At 49.8% G+C, this 21,967-nt stretch carries 18 protein-coding genes; 11 read left to right on the top strand and 7 right to left on the bottom strand.

Annotated features, from left to right (window positions below; genetic code table 11):
- Window positions 1–2 precede the first annotated feature (2 nt).
- A complete protein-coding gene (locus GC097_RS22230; RefSeq protein WP_171685482.1) occupies window positions 3–950 on the bottom strand; it encodes an iron-hydroxamate ABC transporter substrate-binding protein in 948 nt (315 codons plus the stop codon).
- Window positions 898–1,746 carry an ABC transporter ATP-binding protein gene (locus GC097_RS22225; protein WP_171685481.1) on the bottom strand — a complete coding sequence of 283 codons (849 nt, stop codon included), beginning with the start codon at window positions 1,744–1,746 and terminating at the stop codon, window positions 898–900. The genes GC097_RS22230 and GC097_RS22225 overlap by 53 nt, the downstream gene beginning before the upstream one ends.
- Window positions 1,747–1,923: 177 nt before the next feature.
- Here GC097_RS22225 and GC097_RS22220 point away from each other — a divergent pair, with 177 nt between their 5' ends.
- Both GC097_RS22220 and GC097_RS22215 read left to right on the top strand, forming a co-directional pair.
- Window positions 1,924–2,973 carry an NAD(P)/FAD-dependent oxidoreductase gene (locus GC097_RS22220; protein WP_171685480.1) on the top strand — a complete coding sequence of 350 codons (1,050 nt, stop codon included), beginning with the start codon at window positions 1,924–1,926 and terminating at the stop codon, window positions 2,971–2,973.
- A gap of 226 nt (window positions 2,974–3,199) precedes the next feature.
- Window positions 3,200–3,529 (top strand): hypothetical protein, encoded by a 330-nt coding sequence (locus tag GC097_RS22215; protein ID WP_171685479.1) that lies wholly within the window; start codon window positions 3,200–3,202, stop codon window positions 3,527–3,529.
- 103 nt (window positions 3,530–3,632) lie between these two features.
- On the opposite strand, the gene GC097_RS22210 is transcribed toward GC097_RS22215, so the two are convergent.
- Together GC097_RS22210 and GC097_RS22205 are read right to left on the bottom strand one after the other, a co-directional pair.
- Window positions 3,633–4,556, bottom strand: a complete 924-nt coding sequence (locus tag GC097_RS22210) for a DMT family transporter (RefSeq protein WP_171685478.1) — start codon at window positions 4,554–4,556, stop codon at window positions 3,633–3,635.
- Window positions 4,557–4,721: 165 nt separating this feature from the next.
- Entirely contained in the window at window positions 4,722–5,153 is a 432-nt protein-coding gene (locus GC097_RS22205) for a VOC family protein (protein WP_171685477.1), read from the bottom strand.
- 260 nt (window positions 5,154–5,413) lie between these two features.
- Here GC097_RS22205 and rlmN point away from each other — a divergent pair, with 260 nt between their 5' ends.
- On the top strand, window positions 5,414–6,496 hold the full coding sequence (gene rlmN / locus GC097_RS22200; RefSeq protein WP_171685476.1) for a dual-specificity RNA methyltransferase RlmN: 1,083 nt from the start codon (window positions 5,414–5,416) through the stop codon (window positions 6,494–6,496).
- A 535-nt stretch (window positions 6,497–7,031) separates the two neighbouring features.
- Here the strand turns inward: rlmN and GC097_RS22195 are convergent.
- The 3 genes from GC097_RS22195 to GC097_RS22185 all read right to left on the bottom strand — a co-directional run bounded on the left by GC097_RS22195 (window position 7,032) and on the right by GC097_RS22185 (window position 10,401).
- Window positions 7,032–7,544 (bottom strand): hypothetical protein, encoded by a 513-nt coding sequence (locus GC097_RS22195; RefSeq protein WP_171685597.1) that lies wholly within the window; start codon window positions 7,542–7,544, stop codon window positions 7,032–7,034.
- Window positions 7,545–7,859: 315 nt separating this feature from the next.
- The gene (gene thrC / locus GC097_RS22190) at window positions 7,860–9,248 is read right to left on the bottom strand and encodes a threonine synthase (protein ID WP_171685475.1); all 1,389 of its coding nucleotides are present in this window, start codon (window positions 9,246–9,248) and stop codon (window positions 7,860–7,862) included.
- A gap of 136 nt (window positions 9,249–9,384) precedes the next feature.
- Window positions 9,385–10,401, bottom strand: a complete 1,017-nt coding sequence (locus GC097_RS22185) for a copper amine oxidase N-terminal domain-containing protein (protein WP_246294396.1) — start codon at window positions 10,399–10,401, stop codon at window positions 9,385–9,387.
- Window positions 10,402–10,588: 187 nt separating this feature from the next.
- Between GC097_RS22185 and GC097_RS22180 the strand changes: the two genes are divergently transcribed.
- From GC097_RS22180 to GC097_RS22145, 8 genes are all read left to right on the top strand, one after another.
- Window positions 10,589–12,331, top strand: coding sequence for an ABC transporter ATP-binding protein (locus GC097_RS22180; protein ID WP_171685473.1), 1,743 nt, complete (start codon window positions 10,589–10,591; stop codon window positions 12,329–12,331).
- Between the two features lie 20 nt (window positions 12,332–12,351).
- A complete protein-coding gene (locus GC097_RS22175; RefSeq protein ID WP_171685472.1) occupies window positions 12,352–14,100 on the top strand; it encodes an ABC transporter ATP-binding protein in 1,749 nt (582 codons plus the stop codon).
- Between the two features lie 331 nt (window positions 14,101–14,431).
- Complete coding sequence (locus GC097_RS22170) at window positions 14,432–14,875, top strand: MarR family winged helix-turn-helix transcriptional regulator (protein WP_171685471.1); 444 nt, start codon at window positions 14,432–14,434, stop codon at window positions 14,873–14,875.
- Between the two features lie 97 nt (window positions 14,876–14,972).
- Window positions 14,973–15,374 carry a DoxX family protein gene (locus GC097_RS22165; protein WP_171685470.1) on the top strand — a complete coding sequence of 134 codons (402 nt, stop codon included), beginning with the start codon at window positions 14,973–14,975 and terminating at the stop codon, window positions 15,372–15,374.
- Window positions 15,375–15,434: 60 nt separating this feature from the next.
- The gene (locus tag GC097_RS22160; RefSeq protein ID WP_171685469.1) at window positions 15,435–16,388 is read left to right on the top strand and encodes a ring-cleaving dioxygenase; all 954 of its coding nucleotides are present in this window, start codon (window positions 15,435–15,437) and stop codon (window positions 16,386–16,388) included.
- A complete protein-coding gene (locus GC097_RS22155) occupies window positions 16,385–16,999 on the top strand; it encodes an alpha/beta hydrolase (RefSeq protein ID WP_171685468.1) in 615 nt (204 codons plus the stop codon). Before GC097_RS22160 ends, GC097_RS22155 begins: the two co-directional genes overlap by 4 nt.
- A gap of 27 nt (window positions 17,000–17,026) precedes the next feature.
- On the top strand, window positions 17,027–17,638 hold the full coding sequence (locus GC097_RS22150; RefSeq protein ID WP_171685467.1) for a flavin reductase family protein: 612 nt from the start codon (window positions 17,027–17,029) through the stop codon (window positions 17,636–17,638).
- Window positions 17,639–17,770: 132 nt separating this feature from the next.
- Window positions 17,771–21,907, top strand: coding sequence for an Ig-like domain-containing protein (locus GC097_RS22145; RefSeq protein WP_171685466.1), 4,137 nt, complete (start codon window positions 17,771–17,773; stop codon window positions 21,905–21,907).
- The last annotated feature ends 60 nt before the right edge of the window (window positions 21,908–21,967 follow it).

Genomic DNA, 21,967 nt, shown 5'->3' with positions numbered 1-21,967 from the left:
TGTTATTTAAGCAAGTTTTTGATGAAGAAATCTAGTTGGTAATCCAACGTTACCGGATCATTGAAATAGAAGACTTTAGCGTTAGCTTCATAAACGTGACCGTTTTTTGCAGCCGGCGTATTTTTGTACGTCTCTGTTTGCTGGAAGGAGTTGTCGGCATCCGGATTTTTACTGAAAATCACGTAATCGCCCATGAATTGCGGAAGAACTTCTGTAGACAGCGCATAGTAGCCTTCTTTCAAAGCCATTTCCTTCACTTTTGTAGGCATAGGCAATTTCATTTCTTGATACAGAATTTCGGTTCCGCGACCCCAGTTGTCGCCGAAAACGTAAAGCTGTTTATCAAAGCTTTCGATAACGGAAATGGTTTTATCCGCGCCGATTTTGGCTTTAATGTCTGTGCCTGCTTGCTGCGCGCGCTTTTTAAAGTCGTCAACCCAAGCTCTTGCTTCTTTTTCTTTGTTCAAAAGTTTACCGATTTCAATGTGTTGGGTTAAATAGTCGACTTTTCCGTACGTGTATGTAACCGTTGGAGCGATTTGCTTTAATTTCTCAACGTTTTTGGTGTTGGAAAGACCGATGATGAGATCAGGTTTTAATTCAATGATTTTTTCTAAGCTTTCATCCGAAACTTCTTTCACATCTTTTAACGATTTGTCGAAGTTGGGGTTCATTTTCGACCATGAATCCACACCGGCAAGGTTCACACCCAATGACATTACGTTTCCTGCGAAAGAGGAGAGGACAATGACACGCTGCGGATTGGCAGGTACTTCAATGGGTCCGCTCTCGGACTGGTAAGAGATCGTTTTGGAACCGGTCGAGGCCGTTGCTGCTCCCGTTGCAGCCGGCGTGCTTGCTGCTTCATCTTTTTTAGGCGCTGCAGAACCGCATGCACTAGTAGCTAGCACTAGGATGAAGAGCAGGAATGGAATGAGTATTTTTTTCACTTGAATAATCTCCTTTTAGTAAGTTGTACGTGATACACATAGGCTTATTGGTACGGGGATCTCTACCGATCTCGGCATCAATCTGGAAAACTTGCTTGAGAACATCCGGCTGCATGACTTCCTCGCAGTCTCCGGCTTTGACGATCTCGCCGTCCTTCATTGCGATGATATAGTCAGCGAAACGGGCGGCTTGATTCAAGTCGTGGAGAACCATGACGATCGTCCGGCCTTGTTCCCGGTTCAATTTTTGCAGCAGCTCGAGCACTTCTAATTGATGTGCCAAATCCAGATAGGTCGTAGGCTCATCCAGGAAAATAATGTCCGTTTCCTGAGCAATGGCCATGGCAATCCAAACGCGCTGCCGTTGACCGCCCGATAAGGAATCGACAGGTCTGTACTTGAAGTCTTGGGTTCCCGTCACCTCAAGCGCCCAGTCAATGGCCTCATAATCCTGTTTCGTTAACCGGCCAAAGCCGGTTTGATAAGGGAAACGGCCATATGAAACTAATTCACCAACGGTTAGTCCGCTGGCGCTTTCAGGCGTTTGAGGAAGGATCGCCATCTTCTTGGCCAGCACCTTCGTGTTTTCTTTGGAAATAAGCGCCCCGTCCAGAACAATGCGTCCGGACTGGTGAGGAATAATCCGGGTTGTCGCTTTCAGCAAAGTGGACTTGCCGCAGCCATTCGCGCCGATGATCGTCGTTATTTTCTTGTCGGGTATGGCGGCACTGAGATTTTTGACAATCGCGCGTTCCCCATAGCCAATGTTGAGTTCATCTATATACAGGCGAACCATGTTACACCTCCATGACATCGTCGATAGTGATAATCATTATCACTTAAAGGACTAAACATACTTTAAGGCAACAACATGAGGTTGTCAATAATTATTTGTTGTAAAAAGAAAAATTAAGACGTATATTTAATTGATAATGATAATCAATCGCATGATCGTGAGAAGGAGTGAACGTGTATGGATTCTAAAGAAATATTTGATGTGACTGTCATCGGGGGAGGTCCGGCAGGACTTTACTCTGCTTTCTATAGCGGTTTAAGAGAAATGAAAACGAAGATTATTGAATACCAGCCGCAGCTAGGCGGGAAAGTGCATGTGTATCCGGAAAAGATGATCTGGGACGTTGGCGGCCATACGCCGCTTCCAGGCGCCAAACTCATTGAGAAGCTTGTCGAACAAGGCTTAACGTTTCAGCCGGAAGTCGTTCTCGGTGAGAAAGTGGAGTCGATCAGGCGCAATGAAGAAGGGATCTTCGAACTGCTTACCGCTTCCGGTACGAAGCATTGGTCGAAAACCGTCATTGTCGCGGTAGGCGGAGGCATTCTTAATCCGAAAAAGCTGGAAATCGAAGGCGCGCAGCGGTACGAGGTATCCAATTTGAATTATACCGTGAAGTCCTTGGAGCGCTTTAAGGATAAAACCGTCATCATTTCAGGCGGGGGAAATTCAGCCGTGGATTGGGCCAATGAGTTAGAGCCTGTTGCGGGCAAGGTCTATTTAACCTATCGCAAAGAAGCGCTCTCCGGTCATGAAGCCCAAGTGAAGCAGCTCTTGGAAAGCTCAGTCACTTGTATATTTAATTCCTCGATCTCCAAATTAATTGCCGGCACAAATCACGAAACGATCGAACATGTCCAGATTGAAAACAATGAAACGGGAGAAATGTCGTACTTGAGCATCGATGAAGTAATCATTAATCACGGCTACGAGCGGGATATGACCCTGCTTCAAAACAGCGAAGTGAAAATCGACATCGTAGACGATTATTATATTAAAGGCAGCGCGGCGAGCGAATCTTCCATTGAGGGCATTTATGCAGCCGGAGATATTCTCCATCATGAGGGGAAGGTCCATCTGATTGCCGGTGCATTCCACGATGCGGCGAACGCGGTCAATAAAGCGAAACTGTACATACAGCCAGAAGCTAATAAGATTGCTATGGTTTCCTCGCATAATGAAGTTTTCAAAGAACGCAACCGGGAATTAGTGAAGCAAATGTTCAGCTAATGGAGGGACGCCGGAGCAGGTGTTTGAATTGTCAAATAACGAGCGCACCATGCAATTTCTGAGAAAATTACAGGGAGGACCCAAGTTTACAAATTTCTCCTAACAATAGACGACAATTTTCCTCGGAATTCCCGAAAAATACTATAATCTTGCTCTCCTCACTTCGACAGATATTACAAGCCGGGTGTTGTACTATTTGAGTACATACATCTAGGAGGTGCCATGGTTGATAGATAAGAATATGAAGAGCAGAGCAGTTTGGTTCGTGAAGAGTGACATTGAGAGGGTTTTGAGGGATTTAGAAAGCGGAATCATTACTAGAGACCAAGCCATTGGCAGCTTGAATACGCTTTTCAATATCTCTTCCGGAATTGAAGATACGATGTATATGCAAATGATTTGCAGGATTACTGCCTACATACGAACGACAAGCTTTTACGGTCAAATTAAGAAAATGTATGCGAATAAACAGTTTCATGAACAGCCCGCGCCTGTACCCGTACCTGAAGAGATACCGGCCCCTCCTATGAAGATGCTTGAGAAGATCGTTCGATAAGCATGTTACATGGTTTCCGTAAAAAAAAAGCCTTTCATCCGATTTGTAGAGACGGATGGAAGGCTTTTTATGAGTAGATAAGAAAATCCTTGAGCGCCGAATGTTACTGCGTAGTGACGATGTTCTTGCGGTTCGCTTTGCCTTGCGGCAAGCCCGGCTTCGCTTTGCGGTTGACCATATAAATGCTGATCGCAATTAAGACAAGCCCAAGGAGTAAATACACGGAGAACGGCTCGTGCAAGAACAAGGTTCCGCTAATTACGGATATCAAGGGGACTAGGAATGTATAGGAGGCAACCTTGCTGGCATCTCCGGAATGAACGAGTGTGAAATAGACGACCCAAGAAGCAGCAATTCCGAATACCGCCCCGAAAATAAGGCCTACGAGATAAGGAGTGTTCCACGTAATAGCGGACCACTGCTCTGTGCTGGAGCCCAAGGTCGTGAGAACAATGCCGCCTAGCATGCATTGAAAGGCCACGAGCCAGATGGAGTCTACGCGGTGACTGACTTTTTTCACATAGACCGTGCCAATTGACCAGGCCAGCGATGTGATAAGTGCCAGTACGATACCGAGGATAGCGACATGACCGGATAAGCCTCCGGCGCTAACTGCGGCAACCCCGAGAAATCCGATGAGCAGCCCGAGAATTTTGAGGGCGTTCATGGCTTCCCCGAGCCAGATCCAAGCCAAGATGCCTACAAGCACAGGTTGCAGATATACAATGACCGAAAATAACCCTGAAGGCATATAGAGCAAGCCAATAGTCTGCAAGGCGTAGAACAGGATGACGTTGAACACTGATGAAAGCAAATAGACCGGCCAATTAGCTTTCCATCGGATTTGCTTCCACTTCGGGATATATAGACAAGCTAACAGTAAGCCACCAATAAGCGTGCGCATGCCAGCGAACAGAAGCGGCGGTGTGTAAGCTAGCGCAATTTTGTAGATTGGCCAGGAGATTCCCCAGACAACAACCAAAAATGCGATAAGGCCAATCGTTTTAGAACGGGATAATTCCTTCATGATGTCGTATGTTCTCCTTTGATGTAGTAAAGGTGTAGAAAAAACCTAAGCTCCTATCATACGCCTCAAACTTGATGTAATCAAATGGGACTATCTTCCCCAAAAAAAGAAGGGGCTGCCCCCAAGTAGATAAATCTACGGTTGGGACAACCCACTCTTATTGTATTAATTGTTCGTTGGTAGATCCGTGAAAATGTGGAATGTAACGCCGAACTTATCGACTACCTGGCCATACCCAGGGCTAAAATGCGTTTCTGTCAATGGCATAATCACGCGTCCGCCATCCTCCAGAGCATGGTAGATCTCTCTGGCTTTCTCGATTTCTTTAATCGAGATGCAAATGGTGACATTCTCGCCTTTCTGAACGGGCTGTCCCGGGAATGCGTCGGATAGCATCAGACGGGTTTCGCCGACCATCAGCATCGCATGGCCGATAAGCTCTTTCGCTTCCTCAGGCAGAGGGAACTCGGGATTTGCCGGCATTTCGCCAAACGTTTGTGTGAAGACCAATTGGGCACCTAAAGCCTTCTCATAAAATTGGATGGCTTCTTTCCCATTTCCTTCCATGACTAGATAAGGGTCTAAACGTACTGTCATCATCGATCAGCTCCTAGGGCTCATTTTAGTAGAAACATGTTAAAAATGTGTACCTCTTATTATTACCATAAAACGCCTAAAAAATAAAGAACATATGTTCGATTTCTTATGAATTCATTGTAAATTCTTCAATCCGGCGCTGGAAGCTCACTCCTCTTGTGTTCACGCACGATTTTTGGCACAATAATAACTAGATGGTAGGCTTCGGCTGCTTAGTAGAACTTGGACTGTACGTGAAAGTCTTGAAAAGAGGAAAACAAATGAATAAAGGGTCCATTTATGGATTAACGTTTGACCAATTGGTTGCTTGGCTCGCTGAGAAAGGGTTCAAAAAGTCTCGGGCTTTGCTTGTTTGGGATTGGCTGTACCGGAAGCGGGTCACCGCTTTCTCGGAGATGACGGATGTGAAACAAGACTGCCTGCAGGTGTTGGAAGAGCATTTTGCCATCCAAACCTTAACGGAGCATTTAAAACAAGAGTCGGCGGACGGGACGATTAAATTTCTGTTCAAACTGATGGACGGAAATTTGATTGAAACGGTGCTGATGCGGCATAAATACGGCCTGTCCGTTTGTGTAACGACACAGGTTGGCTGCAATATCGGGTGCAGCTTCTGCGCGAGCGGGCTACTGGCCAAGAGCCGGGATCTCACCGCCGCGGAAATCGTGGAACAAATTATGAAGGTTCAGCTTCATTTGGACAGCAAGGGCGCTGACGAGCATGTCAGCCATATTGTCGTGATGGGGATTGGAGAACCTTTCGATAATTTCAAAAACATGGTGGATTTCATCCGCGTCGTCAAGGATCAGAAAGGGCTCGATATCGCTGCGAGACATATTACCGTGTCCACGAGCGGTCTGGCTGATAAAATTAGAGAATTCGCGGACTCCGATTTGCGGACGAACCTCGCGATTTCCTTGCATGCCCCGACAAACGAACTTCGTACGCGGATCATGAAAATCAACAAAGCCATTCCGATTGAGAAGTTGATGGACTCGATTGAATACTATTTGGAGAAAACGAACCGGAGAATTACGATCGAGTATATTTTGCTGAAAGACGTGAATGACGGCCGGGAGCATGCTCTTCAGTTAGCGGAGCTGATTCAGCATATCCGCCAGCTCGCCAACGTGAATCTCATCCCGTACAATCCGGTGGATGAGCATAGCCAGTATCAACGAAGCGAGCGGGAGTCGGTGCGGGCTTTCTATGACACGCTGAAAAAGCAAGGCATCTCCTGCAGCGTCCGCTTGGAGCACGGCACGGACATTGACGCGGCTTGCGGACAATTACGAAGCAAGCAGATTAAGAAATCCACCGAGGATAACTTGGTTGCCCAATAAAGAAGAGAACCTTCCATTCCACGTCTTGTGGGTTGGAAGGTTCTTTTTTAACACGCCAGGGGAACTACAGGCCGCTATTCTGTTGAAAGCAGCCGATTGGGCGAGGGAGAGGGAACTAGGGTCCGCTATTTCGCCATTTTGTCACTTGTTTGGACGATGGAGGTTGAATAAGAGCCTGTAGTTCCCCACCAACCCATGAAATTCGGCAATTTGCTTAAATAAGGGAATGAAGTTTCCATATTGTGGACGGAAGACTGTTTGGTCAGCCGGTCGAGCAGACGTAATGGGCATTAGCCTATTCTTCGTCCTAACTGACGGACAGGGAGGACCTTATTCGATGGAAAGGACCTCTTCGAACATGTAACGGACATCAGCGCTTTTACTTGTTCACTTGGTAACGAATTTTGCCCTGAAATCGGCAAATAAAGTCTCGGGTGTCCGTTAACAGAGAGAATCGAAGCTTTTCGTGAAGATAACGGCTGCTGTGTCCTGAGCGCGATGAGGCATAGGATTCCTTCACCTGTATTATTTGCAGTTAGTATTTGCTTGTCTCCCGGCCGCGCATAAACATCAAGGCAAGACCGGCCACAATGAGCACGACGGCGAAGATCGGTTGGTTGTGGAAAATGCCGGAGAAGAGGGAGCCGATCGAGAAAATGGCAAAGAACAGAACGGACATGACGGTCAAAATGTTGATCGGAATGAGCAGCCATTTATTGCGCCCGCCGAACCAATACAATTCGAACAAGCCGGCAGCGACGGCCAGCATAAAGCCGGGCCACATCAGATGCCAAATGTCGAAGAGCATGGAGATTTGGCAAACGACGCCTGTCGTCAACAGAATGCCGCCGGGCACCAGCACCCCAACGCCCCTGCGCTGCAGGATGAAGAAGTACAACCAATGAAAGAACACACCTACCGGAATGACGAATAAGGTTGGCCAAAAATACTCGAAGATCGTACCGGTACTGAACGTGACTTCCCCTTTTAGAAACATGAAGATGCCTAAAAGAATCAAGATAGGACCGAGAAATGCGCTGCGACTCATATTCACTAAATATTCACTCCTATTCGCTTAATCATTGCTACCAGCATATCACGGCCCCGCGGGTCTGTCTTCCTGCTAAGGTGGAGGACGATATCGGTCTGAAGACTGATTTTTGCATTTGCCAGTTGTAAGTTTGTGGTCTTGACCGTGGGCTTCCTCCCTCTTTTATGAAATGAAAACGACCCAAGAGCACACCATACACGATAAACCGAGCTAAAGGCGCGGATCATCTGACGCTGTTTGCTAGGCAAACGCAAAAAAGGGCTGCTCCGAATGTCTTTCTAAACCTTCGGAGACAGCCCTGTTTCTATTTACTTAGAAAAACTTCACGAGTTGATCCTTGATCTCATCGTTCGAACCGCCGACAACCGTTTGGAATTGCGGCTTGTCGAACAGCGCCTGAATCTGCTGCGGGTACGTTTGCTCGATGCCGCGCAGACGGATGGACTCATCGAATTTCGCCGGATGAGCGGTGGATAGAGCAACCGTCACTTCGCCGTCAGCCGCGATGCGGTCCGCAGCCGCTACGCCGCACGCCGTGTGCGGATCAAGCAAATAGCCATACTCCTTATAGTAGGAGCTGATCGTATCCAGGCACTCCTCGTTCTGCACGCCATACGCGGCGAAATCCGCTTGCACGGCTTGCAGCTTATCGGCAGGGATCACAATGCGGCCTTCGGCTTTGAACTGTGCCATCAGCGCAGTAACCGCTTCTGCATCTTCGCCGTAGAGGTAGAACAGATAGCGCTCGAAGTTGCTGGCTACTTGAATGTCCATGGAAGGGCTGTAGGTGCCGCGGAAAGCTCCCGGCTGGTACACGCCTTCCTTCACGAAACGCTCAAGGATGTTGTTTTCATTCGTCGCCAGAATAAGCTTATGAATCGGCAGACCCATCTTCTGAGCGAGATAACCGGCAAAAATATCGCCGAAGTTACCCGTCGGCACGCTAAAGTTGATCTTCGCCCCGGGATCGTTGGCCGTGATTTGGAAGTAAGCATAGAAGTAATACACCGTTTGCGCCAAAATGCGGGCGATATTGATGGAGTTAATCGCGCGCAGGTGGTAGCGGTGCTTAAACTCAACGTCAGCGAACAGCTCCTTGATGATGCGCTGGCAGTCATCGAAGGTGCCGTCAACGGAGAGATTCAGTACGTTCTCGCTGTCAACGGTCGTCATCTGCAGCTCCTGCACCCGGCTCACCTTCTGGTGAGGGTGAAGAATACAGATGCGGATGCCTTCTTTGCCGCGCACGCCCTCAATCGCCGAAGCCCCGGTGTCGCCGGAAGTCGCGCCGAGAATGTGAATGATGGAGTTCGTTTTGCGGGAAACGTACGCGTACAGATTGCCCAGGAATTGCAGTGCAATGTCCTTGAACGCAAAGGTCGGGCCGTGGAACAATTCGAGCACATACGTGCCATCGTTCAGGCGTTTGACAGGCGTTACAGCTTCATCGCGGAACGTGGCATAGCTGTCGTCAACGAGCTGCTTCAGCTCAGCGCGCGGAATTTCATTTTCGATAAATAAAGTGAAAATTTCAAGCGCCAGCTCCGGGTAGGAGAGCTTTTGCCATTTCTGGAGCGTGTCTGCGGATAGCTGCGGGATCGTTTTTGGAACAAGCAAACCGCCGTCGTTCGCCAATCCCATCAGGATGGCATCGATAAAACCGAGGGGTTCTACTTTTCCGCGTGTGCTAATGTATTCCATATAAGTCCCCTTATTCGAATGAATTTTCAGTTATTGTATCAAAAAACAACTCGTTTGGACAGTGTGAGAAACCACGATGAACAAAGAAACCTCCCAATGGGTATGGAAGGTTTCAGCTTTTTCAATAATTACTTAATTATTCTTCCTTCTCAGCTACAACGATTTTCCACGCTGTACCGATAGGCGGCAGGCTTTTCGTCAGGGCAGGTCCGTAGAATCCGATTACGTTCGCGCCTTTCACGAGTGCAGATATCTCGATTTTGTCCCCGTTTTTGTCAACGATAGCCGTATCTTTGGTAAGGTGCAGAACCACTTCGCCCGGCGCTGTTTCCGTTAAGCCCTCGCCTTTGATGCGGATGCTCAGATCATCCTTGTTCTCGCTGCGTATTTCTTCAATGACACCTGCAGTTCCGATCATACCCGCTTGTGTTTTCGCATCAAGCACAGTCACTTTGGACGTTGGCGTTTGCGGCGGCAGACTCATCGTCATGACCATGGAATGCTCACCCGAAACGGTTAAGCCTACGTGCAGATCGGCAAGACTAAGCTTAGTGCCGTCCAACATTTGGTAGACCGTATCTTTGCCTACATTGAAGACGATGCCGTCGGTGCCGACGCCTTGGATATGAATCTGCGCATTGTCGCCGTCCGTACGAATGGATGTGATAACGCCAGTTGCTTGCAGTTTTTTCGCCTCTTCCTTCATGGAGATCGAGATGGTGCTGCCTTTGGATGCAACCGATCCGTGAAGCACTTTGCTCACGAAAGAAGCAGGCACATAAAGCTTGCTGTCCACCAATTCGGGAGCTGTGCCGAGTGTTGTAAGCATTTTATTAATCGTATAGCGGTCTTCGCCGGTTTTAACGGTTGTAAACAGATTGCCTTTGGTCAAATCGACCGAATAGGTTTCCGGATTCCAGGCAAGGGTGAAGCCAAGGCTTTCCGTTACGGCACGAAGCGGCAGCATGGCCTCTGTTGTGCCGGCTTTCAAAAATCCATTTTCAGATATGGAAACTCCATCAACTTGAACAGCAACCGAATTCTCAATTTGAGCGTTAATAGGAAGAATTTGAACGTTATTGTTGGGTGCGGCATAAGCCGTACCAGCAGTCATCATGGCAGAGAGGGACAAAATCGCTAAGCTTTTTTTCATAACAGGTTTCATAGATGTACTTCCTTTCTGTATGTAGGGTTTATGTTTAGTCTGTCCTTATAAACGAAAGAAGTTTCCGTAATGTTGCATGTTCAGGAAAATTTGATTAAATCGAACTTCCTCATAGACTTCAACAGGCTGAAACTATAGAATCAATCTATGTGCGAAAATGGAAGGGGTGGAATTAATGTCTTTTATCATCAAGCTGCGGTGGTTTTTCAAAGAGAGATGGAAATATTATGTCCTGGCAATCGGGTTAATGATTGGTGTGAATTTACTGGCGACGATCCCGCCTAAAATGATAGGAAATACAATCGATCATATTCGCAGTGGAAACTTGACGGTTTCTACGCTCAATCAGACGGTCCTGCTGCTCATAGGACTTGCGTTGCTTTTGTACATTATGGCTTATGTGTGGATTACGACGTTATTCGGTAACTCAGCGCTTGTGGAGAAGGTGCTCCGCGGCCGTTTGCTTGCTCATTTGACGAAAATGACGCCGGCGTTCTTCCAGCGCAACAGCACGGGACAGTTAATGGCCTTGGCCACGAATGACGTGTTGGCGATCGGTCAAACCTCCGGGTACGGGGTGATGACCCTGGTGCATACCTTAGTCGGTGCATCCGTCGTTATCGTGACGATGATTTCCCTTATATCTTTTAAATTAATGATTGCGGCGCTGATTCCGCTGCCTTTTTTGGCTTTTGTGATCAGTAAACTGGGTCAAAAGGTGAGAGTGCGCTTCCTCGCGGCACAAGCTTCTTTCGGCAAAATGAACGATCATGCGCTGGAGTCGATCTCCGGCATTCGGGTTATTCGTTCGTATGTGCAGGAAGAGCATGATCTGACGGCTTTTGATCGAGTGACCTCCGACGTAATGAACAAGAATAAACGCGTCTCCATGTTAAATGCGCTCTTTCAACCGCTGACTTCGCTCATCGTAGGATTGAGTTATTCCATCGGAATCGGATACGGCTCTTACTTGGTGTTCCAAAACGAGATTTCGCTGGGCCAGCTCATTTCGTTCAACATTTACCTCGGCATGCTGATTTGGCCGATGATTTCCTTCGGCGAGTTTATCAATGTGCTGCAGCGCGGAAGCGCCTCAGCCGACCGGTTGGATACAGCGCTGACGCAGAAGGCCGATATCGTGGACGCCGCGAAGCCTGTTGCGGTAAATGTGCCTGAGCGGATCGAGATGAAGGATCTCAGCTTTACGTATCCGACCGCCAATCACCCCAGCTTAGCGCATGTCTCCTTCGAGTTGGAGCGCGGACAAACACTAGGCATTGTAGGCCGCACGGGAAGCGGCAAAAGTACGCTGCTGAAGCAACTGCTGAGGCAATACCCGATCGAACCCGGGAAGCTGTTCATCTCGGATGTGCCGATTGAACAAATTGCGCTAGATCGAGTGAAAAGCTGGGTTGCATATGTCCCGCAGGAGCATCTGCTGCTGTCGAAGTCCATTCGCGACAATATCGCGCTGGGCAAGCACGACGCTTCGCCGGAGGAGATTGCATGGGCGGTGGAGATGGCTTCTTTCGCCCAGGATATCGAGCAGATGCCCGAGGGCCTGGCTACCATCGTCGGCGAAAACGGCGTCATGCTGTCCGGCGGGCAGAAGCAGCGTCTGGCGATTGCCAGAGCGCTGCTTATCGACTCCGAGGTGCTCCTGTTGGATGACTCGCTATCCGCGGTAGATGCCCGGACGGAAAGCCGCATCATCCAAAACATCCGCAAGGAGCGGGCGGGCAAAACGACGTTCATTACGACCCACCGGTTATCGGCCGTAAGCCATGCGAACTGGATTCTCGTCTTAGATGACGGGCGGGTCATTGAAGAAGGAACACATGAACAGCTCATGCTGTATGGCGGTTGGTACCGGGAACAATGGGACCGTCAGCAGATGGAAGCGAGCTTGGATGAATAGCGGAGAAAGGAGGGGACAGGATGAATAAACCATCAACCACGAGAAGGCTTATCTCGTATGCGCTCGTCTATAAATTTAGGATTATCGGCGCGCTGCTCATCTTATGCTGCGCAGTCAGCGCCGAGTTGGCCGGACCTTACATCACCAAAACGATCATCGACCAGCACCTTTCCGTTGGAGCAAGCCAGATTTCCTCTGTACTTAAGCTGCTTGGTCTATATATGGGTCTGCTGCTTATAGCAAGCATTTGCAACTATACGCAAGCCTACTTATTCCAGTCCACAGCCTTGCAAATCATCAAAAACATGCGCATGGACTTAATGGGACACATTCAACGCATCGCGCTGCGTTATTTCGATAATACGCCGATCGGTCAGGTGGTATCGAGAATTGCCAACGATACCGAGGCGGTGCGCGACCTTTTTATGAGCTTCATGGCCACGTTCGTTGTCAGTACGATGCAGTTAATTGGTATCTTCGTAGCCTTGTTTATCTTGGACTGGCATTTGGCCGTATATTGCCTGGTGCTGCCGCCGATTTTCGTTTTGATTATGAAGATTCATTTGAAATACTCGAAGGTATTTATCACCATCATGCGTGCGCGGCTAAGCGATATGAACGCGATGATCAACGAATCGATCGTTGTCATGCCGATTATTCAAGCTTTTCGCCGTGAGAAAGTGACGCTGGACGAATTTGAAGTGTTGAACCAAGACCGCTATGTGAATCAATTGAAGCAGTTCCGTGTTTTCTCCCTGTCTTCCCGTAATATTGTGGGTACGATCGGGAGCTTAGTGACGGCGATGGTTATTTGGTATTTCGGCCGTGAATCGCTGCAAGCGGTTATTTCCTTCGGGGTGTTTTATGCGTTTATTGACTATCTGGGGCGTGTTTTTCAGCCGATTATCGGGATCTTCGATCAGCTGACGAATGCGCAGAGAGCCTTCGTATCCGCGGATAAAGTGTTCGCCATTATGGACATGGAAGGACAGGACGTTGAGAAGACAGATAAGGTAAGCCGTCCGGAGGGGATCGTGAAGTTCGATCAGGTGACCTTTGCCTATAAAGAAGGGGAAAATGTGCTAAAGCAGATTTCATTCGAGGCGCGAAAAGGGGAAACGATCGCATTGGTCGGTCATACCGGCTCGGGCAAAAGCTCCATCATGAACCTGCTGCTCGGTTTCTACGAACCCAATGAGGGCAGCATTACGATCGATGGTCAGGACATTCGGTCCATGTCGAAGCAGGCGCTGCGGAAACATATGGGGATAGTGCTCCAGGATCCGTTCTTGTTTGCTGGGGATATTAAGTTCAATGTGAGCCTGTATAATGAGGAGATCTCCTTGGATCGTGTGAAAAGCGCGCTGAAAGACGTCGGCGCGGCCTCCTTCATCGAACAGCTGCCGAACGGCTACGATGAGCAGGTCGTGGAACGGGGAAGCACGCTGTCCTCGGGGCAGCGGCAGCTCATCTCCTTCGCTCGGGCGCTAGCTTTCGATCCGTCCATTCTCATTCTGGACGAAGCCACAGCGAGCATTGACAGCGAGACGGAGGGCCTGATCCAGCAGGCGCTGAAAGTTGTCAGCGAAGGGCGCACGACGCTCGTCATCGCGCACAGGTTGTCCACGATTCGCGACGCGGACCAGATTCTCGTCCTGCATCGCGGCGAGATCGCAGAGCGCGGCAATCATGAGGCATTGATGGCGCTGGGCGGCCGTTACGCGAAAATGTATCAGCTGCAGAAAGGCGAATCAGCTATGGTGGGTTAGGATTGGCGAGAAAGAGCATTCCCTCTTCCTGATGGGAGAGGGATGTGCGCTGCCGCTGGCTGATGTAGTGTGCCATCTACCTTTACATCTACCGTCTACCTGGCCCAAAACAGCCATCAAATCAGACAATAACGGCTCTAAAGTCCGTTAACCTTTCATCATCATGCCGCAAATTAACGGTCACTGAACCATGAAAAGGCCGAACGCCGGCGCACTAAGTAAACTTTTCACTTTTTTCAAAATGCCCGTTGACATTTATCTTAAAATAAAGTATCTTTAAATCAAGACATCGAACACAAACAAATTTAACATAAGAAATGAGGTGGACCTGATGGCCGAAACGCGAAACGATTCTTTGGATCTCTATATTGCACTCTCTAGAGCAAGCGAATGGGTCAACGCTCACGGCGACCGCGACATCCGCAAGCATGGTTTGAACCGGACCGAATTTGGGGTACTTGAGCTGCTGTACCATAAGGGAGCGCAAGCCATTCAACAAATCGGCTCTAAAGTGCTGATGAGCAGCGGAAATATCACCTATGTCGTCGATAAGTTGGAGAAGAAAGAATATGTCGTCCGCCGGACGTCAACCGAGGATCGCAGACTCATTTTTGCGGAAATTACGGATAAAGGCAAGCAGTTCATCGAAGAAGTATTTCCTCAGCACACAGAAGTAATTGAGAAAGCTGTGGCCGGCCTTACGGAAGAAGAGAAGACGGTCGCCAGCCAATTGTTGAAGAAGCTCGGCAAGTTTGCTCAGGAAAATTTCAAATAGATAAGTAGTTTGTCCTTTTTCGGAGGTGCAACTACTTTCACTTTTATCAAATATCTTAAAATAAAGATTCTTAAAATTGAAATGGAGGATGATTTTCATGAGTATCGCATTAGGATTATTGCTAATTCGTCTAGTTGTCGGGATCAGTTTCATGGCCCATGGTTCGCAGAAATTGTTTGGTTGGTTCGGGGGCTACGGTCCAAAAGGAACAGGCGGCTGGATGGAGTCCATCGGCATTAAGCCTGGGGTTGCGATGGCGGTCATGGCCGGTCTGATGGAATTCGCAGGGGGGTTATTGTTTGCCGCGGGGCTGGGCACGGTTTTTGCTTCCTTGCTGATAGCGATGACGATGGTTATGGCGATTGTCAAAGTTCACGGCAAGAACGGTTACTGGAACACAGCCGGCGGCTATGAATACAATCTTTTGCTGCTAGTAGTCGTTGTGGGCGTAGCGTTAACAGGCGCAGGCGCTTACTCCATTGATGCATTATTATTCTAAGATTCTTTCTGCTCAGGTAAGGACATAACTAAAACTAACGATTTAAAGGAGTGTATTTCCATGACAAAACAACAAACCGCAGGTATTCACCATATAACAGCTTTCGTTCAAAATGCACAAGGAACTGTAGATTTCTATGCCGGTATTCTTGGATTGCGCCTGGTCAAAAAAACAATCAACTTCGACGCGCCGGAAGTGTATCATCTATACTTTGGCGACGAGCACGGCAGCCCGGGAACGATCATCACGTTCTTCCCATGGGCCGGTTCCCGCAAAGGGCGTATCGGAGGCGGCCAAGTGGGTATCACCACTTATGCGGTGCCTGCTGGCAGCCTTGCCTTCTGGGAGGAACGCCTGACGAAATTCGGCATTTCCTTTGAAAAAACGGAAAGATTCCACGAGACCTATCTGCAATTCGAAGACCGCGACGGTCTCAAATTGGAAATCGTCGAGCGTGAGCAAGGCCCGCTTAGCACATGGGCTTTCGGCGGCATTCCCGCCGATAAAGCCATCAAAGGCTTCGGTGGCGCGATTCTCTACAGTACCGCCCCTGACAAAACGTCCCAACTGCTTGAGCAGGTGATGGGGCTTGAGAAAGTAGGGCAAGAGGGTGCTTATGCCCGGTTCAAATCTTTTGGCGATATTGGGAACATCATCGACATTCAAGTGACGCCAATGCCATATGGCGCAGGCGGAGCGGGTACTGTCCATCATATCGCATGGCGTGCCAAAGATGATGCCGAGCATGAGCTTTGGAGAAACCATGTCCAAAACAGCGGCTACCATCCTACGCCAATTGTCGACCGCCAATATTTCAATGCGATCTATTTCCGTGAAGAAGGCGGCATCCTGTTCGAAATTGCGACAGATCCTCCGGGCTTTGCCAGAGACGAGGCGCCTGAGGCGCTTGGCGAACAGATCATGCTGCCGGAATGGTTCGAAGCGAACCGTGCTCAAATCGAGCGCAATCTGCCGCCGATCGCGGTGCGTGAATTGGAGGGAAGCGAACAATGAGACATATTTTCCAACAGGGTACGGATCTGACAGCACCGGTGCTCGTGCTTTTGCACGGAACCGGCGGCACCGAGCGCGACCTTCTCCCGCTGGCACAGGCTATTTCCCCGGGCTCATCCGTATTAAGCATTAGAGGCAACGTGCTCGAAAATGGGATGCCGCGGTTTTTCCGCAGGCTGGCGGAAGGAGTCTTCGATGAGGAGGATCTCATCTTCCGCACGAAGGAACTGAACGACTTCTTGGATGATGCTGCTGCGGAGCATGGTTTTGACCGCCGGAATGTAGTGGCTGTCGGCTACTCCAACGGCGCCAATATTGCGGGCAGCCTCTTGTTCCACTACCCGGATGCGCTGCGTGGCGCAATCCTTCACCATCCGATGGTGCCGCGGCGCGGCATTCAGCTTCCGGACCTATCCGGCACGCCGATCTTCATTGGAGCGGGCAGCAACGATCCGATATGCTCGCCGGAGGAGACTGAAGAGCTGCAGCAGCTGCTCCGTGAGGCGGGAGCCGAGGTAACCGTGCAATGGGAGCGCGCGGGGCACCAATTGACGCGTACAGAAGTTGAAGCAGCCGGGACTTGGTTTAAGGCGAATCTAGCTTCAGCATAAAATAACAAGCAAAGCGGGTGATGCAGGGTGATCGCGATCGACCCTTCGAATCAAACCGAGCGGGAGAATTACAAGCTGCTGATCGGCAGCATTATTCCCAGACCGATTGCGTTTGTCACTTCCCTTTCCGCCGAGGGAGTGCTCAATGCCGCTCCCTTCAGTTACTTTACGATTGTGACGGCAGACCCGCCGATGGTTGCTGTATCGGTACAAAGAAAGCAGGGCAAGCGCAAGGACACTTCACGCAATGCCATGGACAGAGGGGAATTCGTCGTTCATATATCGGACGAATCGTATATCAGCCAAATCAATCAAGCGGCAGCCGCATTGCCCCCTGATGAGAGCGAAGTGGCTTTGTCGGGCCTAACGCCTGTCGAAAGCACGAAGATAGCCGTTCCCGGTATCGCCGAGGCGAGCATCCGGATGGAGTGTGTCCTGGAGCAGGCGATACCGCTTGGCGGGACCGAGGGCGCTCCCTCTGCCGATTTATTAATCGGCAGAGTGGTCCACTTTCACATCGCCGATGCCTTGTATGAGAACGGTCATATCGATGCGCAAAAGCTGAAACCGGTTAGCAGGTTGGCAGGCAACTCCTATGCCAAATTGGGAGAACAGTTTGAGATCGAGCGCCCTGTTTGAGGGGGAAATGAAAAGCCATTTGTACCTGTTGATTAGACGGGGACATGTGGCTTTTTTGTATTCATTTTGTATCCCAAAACCCGATAAATCTAGTATACTTACTAGAGTTACTATAAAGCGGAGGAATGGATCATGAAACGGATGAATGTTTATAAGCTGCGATGGATTGGCGTGGTTTTTTCGGTCGCGTTGCTGGTGAACCTGTACCAGCCGGCAGCCTATGCGCTGACGACAGTCGGACAAGTGATCACAGGTCCGGCTTCATCCAGCTATGGCCAACCGGTGCAATTTACATCGGTGGTTACGGATAGCGCACCCGGGGGGACGGTGCCAATAGGGAGCGTCATATTCTACGATGGCGAAACACCGATTGGGGTACCGCAGGTACTGGCAGCTTCGGAGCCGACGGTTGTTTTGAAGAGCTCGGGAAGTGCTCCCGAACTAGCCGGCAAGAAATTCACTTGTTCCAACTGTCCCGTTATTCAATGGGGCGGGCTGACTTATTGGGCATATAGCGATACGGATAATAATTTAAAAGTGTATTTGTATGCCTTTGACGCGAATAACAGCTTGAAGAAATCATGGGAATTTTCAGGTAATCGTTATGTGACAGATATCAAGGTAGATAACATCGCCAAAACAGTTACTTTAATCGGCCAAGACAATGTGCCTACCACGAGAACCTGGGAGCAGCTGGAGAATTTCAATGCACATGCCTCTGTGTCTGTTTCCAATTTGGGAGTAGGGACACATACGATTACGGCTCTTTATGCAGGTGATGGTTTGCACGATTCAAAATCGACAACTTTTATACATAAGGTTGATAAAATTCAAACGAATACCAGCCTGAGCTCGAATGCCGGACTCATTTACGTTGGCGAACCGGTCACCTTCGCGGCCACCGTTACAAATTCAAATGGCAGCCCCGCCGCGTCAAGCGGGACGGTCACCTTCCAGGAAGGCAGCAATGTGCTGGGAACCGAGATGGTAAACGGAAGCGGTGTCGCTGCATTTACGACGTCGGTACTGCCCGTTAACGGTTATTCGGTTACCGCGACTTACAATGGCGATGTCCAGCATTCCCCGAGTACGTCAAGCAGCTTATCGCAATTCGTCCTGGGAATACCGACCGAAGTGACGGTTGCCGCTAGTCCCGGTTCCACGACTTACGGGAATTCCGTAACGCTGACGGCAACTGTGGCGAATGGCCTGCCGAGCCTTTTGGGACCGACAGGTACCGTAACGTTTAAGGAGGGTTCGACAGTTCTTGGCACAGGGACGTTAAGTTCGGGGATAGCGACGTTGACGACTCCCATTTTAAACGTGGGATCTCATTCGATTACGGCCCATTATGGCGGAAGCCTTACGCATGTTGCCAATAGTTCAAGCTCTGCACCGGTGGTAATTAACCCAATTCCTACTTCTGCAACCTTGACGGTTACAGGCGGGACGGGGGATTCTTCCTCTTATGGCACTTCTCTGACTTTAACGGCAACCGTGGCGAATACCAATGGAAGCCCGATTGCGCCAGGCGGTACCGTAACGTTCAAAGACGGCACAACCGCACTGGGGACAACGCCGTTAAGCGGAGGTACAGCGGTATGGACGTTGCCTGGGAGCTTAGCGACAGGATCCCACGCATTCAAAGCTGAGTACAGCGGAGACGAGAACCATGCGATCAGTCCACCGGCTGTTGCAGGGCACACCGTCAATAAAGCGGCAACGGCTGTTGTTATAGAGCCGCCAATTTCTATCGTCGTAGGCGGAACGGCCGTATTAAAGGCAAATGTCGTAAATACCACGAACAACAGCATGAAACCGACGGGAACCGTTACGTTCAAAAAAGACGGCGAAATCATTAGCCCATCCAGAGCGCTGGATAGCAATGGCGCCGTTACGATTACCGTTCCCGGCTTGCAGGCCGGCGATCGATTCATCAAGGCGGAATATTCCGGAGATGATAACCATTTTGCGAGCGTATCATCCGAAGTTACACAGCCTGTTGCGAAAGCTCAGACAGAAGTTCAGCTGTCCCTGCCTTCTGGAACAAGTTACTACAGGCACAGTGCCGTGTTTCAAGTGCAGGTGAACGGGAGCGCGGGAACTATTCCAGGCGGAACAATATCCCTTATCGAAACCAGAGGAGGAGAGCCTGTTGTTTTGGCTCATAATCTTGCTTTAGATAGCAGCGGAACCGTAACATGGAACACGTCGGATCTTCAAGTAGGGGTACACCGGCTAACGGCGCACTACAATGGGGACGATACCTATTTAACCGGAGATTCGCCAGAGAAGCCTTTCACCGTTGAGGCGATTCCAACCGTTATTGCGCTTTCTCCTTCTGAGGCGGAAGCTGCCTATGGGCATCTTTTGAACTTTACGGTGCAGGTTTCGAATACGGATGCCGTTCAGGATACCGTCCGACCAACAGGTTCAGTCATCTTCAAAATTCATGATCAACAAGTGGCCGAGATCCCTCTGGATGGGAACGGACAGGCCGTTTATACGACAGATGCCTTGACTGTGGGGGCCTGGACGGTGGAAGCTTACTACAACCCCGACATTCAGCACTCAGCGTCGGAGCATGCATCGGCCGCAGTCATTATCAATAAAGCAAGTACGGCAACAACCGTACAGTCATCGGGTGGGATCGTCGTGGGCGAAGCGGCAACCTTTACGGCTAAGGTTGGAAATACTTCGAATGCCGGCATCCTACCTACGGGGACCGTTACTTTTAAAAATAACGGTATCGCCCTGCTTTCGCCTGTAACTTTGGATAGCAATGGCACCGCGGTGCTTACCGTTCCGAACCTTCCAGTGGGCGATCTCTCCATTACAGCGGAATATAGCGGTGACGGCAACCATTTGGCAGGTGCCTCATCGCCAATCACCCAGCCGGTTTCGAAAGCGCCGGTTACGGTTCAGCTCTCTCTGACACCGCAAACGGGAGAGAGCGTCTATGGACACGCTGTGACTGTGACCGTGCAGGTAGTGAATGCAGGAAGCGGCGGTTTCGTCCCGATGGGGACGGTAGCTCTCTCGAGCACAGGCAGCTTCAGCCATTGGCCGAGCGAGCTGCTGCTGACGAATGGAACAGCCACTTGGGATACGCAGCAGCTTGATATTGGTACGCATGCGATCGTTGCCCGTTACTCGGGCGATAACGAACACCTCGCGGGGGTATCAACCAGCAGCTCTCTGCGCATTAAACCGATCCCAGTTACTGTTAAGATGACTGCGTCCGTAACGGAAGCTGTTTATTACGGAAGCCCAATTACATTTACGGCTCATGTGACCAATACGAATGAAGAGCCGCAAATTCCTGTCGGCCATATCGTGTTTACGGGAGGGAATTTGCCTGACACAACTATGAATCTGGACTCGGCAGGCTTTGCTTCCATCACGACAGCAGCGCTGCTGCCGGGTACCTACTCCATTCAGGCCGCTTACGTGCCTGACCTGCTGCATGAGGCGAACAAATCGCAGCCTATCACGCAAGCGGTGAAGCCTAATACGCAAGGGACCGTACTTATTCTGAATCACCCGAGCGCAACCTTTCAGCTAGGAGAGACCATTAAATTCTCGGTATCCGTAGGGGACTTGATCGGCGACTTGACTCAACCGGGATATATCTCGTTAAGAGAGAATGGCGCTGAGCGCGCGAGAGTAACGACAGATGTGTATGGAAACGCAGAAATAAGCTTGTCGGACCTTAGCTCCGGTACGCATCGATTCACAGCCCTGTACCAAAGGGAAGGCATCACGGATGGCACGGAATCGCAAGAGGTGACAGTTGTTGTACAACCTGCTTTCACACAACTTTTCCTAGCGAGCGAAGACTATGGAAAAATGCTGCCAACGTCCACGCCGTGGATCTCGGCTGTCGTAAATGGGGCTAGCCCGAGCTTTACGTTCCGTCCAATTTCCGCAGAGGCGGGCACAGGCATCCAACTGACGCGGGTGAATCCGCAGAATGGCGAACTTGGCTCAGCCATCGAACTGACTAATGGGCAGAGCGCACCTGTTCAATTGGCGGAGGGACTTAACCGATTCCAGCTGAAACAAGTAAGCTTGGACGGTACAGCTTCAACGAAACATATCGTGTCCCTCTTTTATCAAAATGGGGACAAAGTATGGGATATCTCCAGTGTTCTGGCTGCGACTCTATCCGGCTATGACATGGATGGCAACGGAACGTTCGACAAAGCTGATGTCATCGAGCTTTTGAAATTAATTGAACCGCTCTCGGCGGGGAATAATCGACCGTAACACAAAAGGCTTGCTCCTAGTGGTTTTTCTACTAGAGAGCGGGCCTTTTTTGGCTCTGGG

Source organism: Paenibacillus planticolens (assembly GCF_013141725.1).
GTDB lineage: Bacteria > Bacillota > Bacilli > Paenibacillales > NBRC-103111 > Paenibacillus_E > Paenibacillus_E planticolens.
The sequence above is the reverse complement of the archived record's forward strand: the minus strand, read 5'-3'. Positions and strand labels throughout refer to the sequence as shown.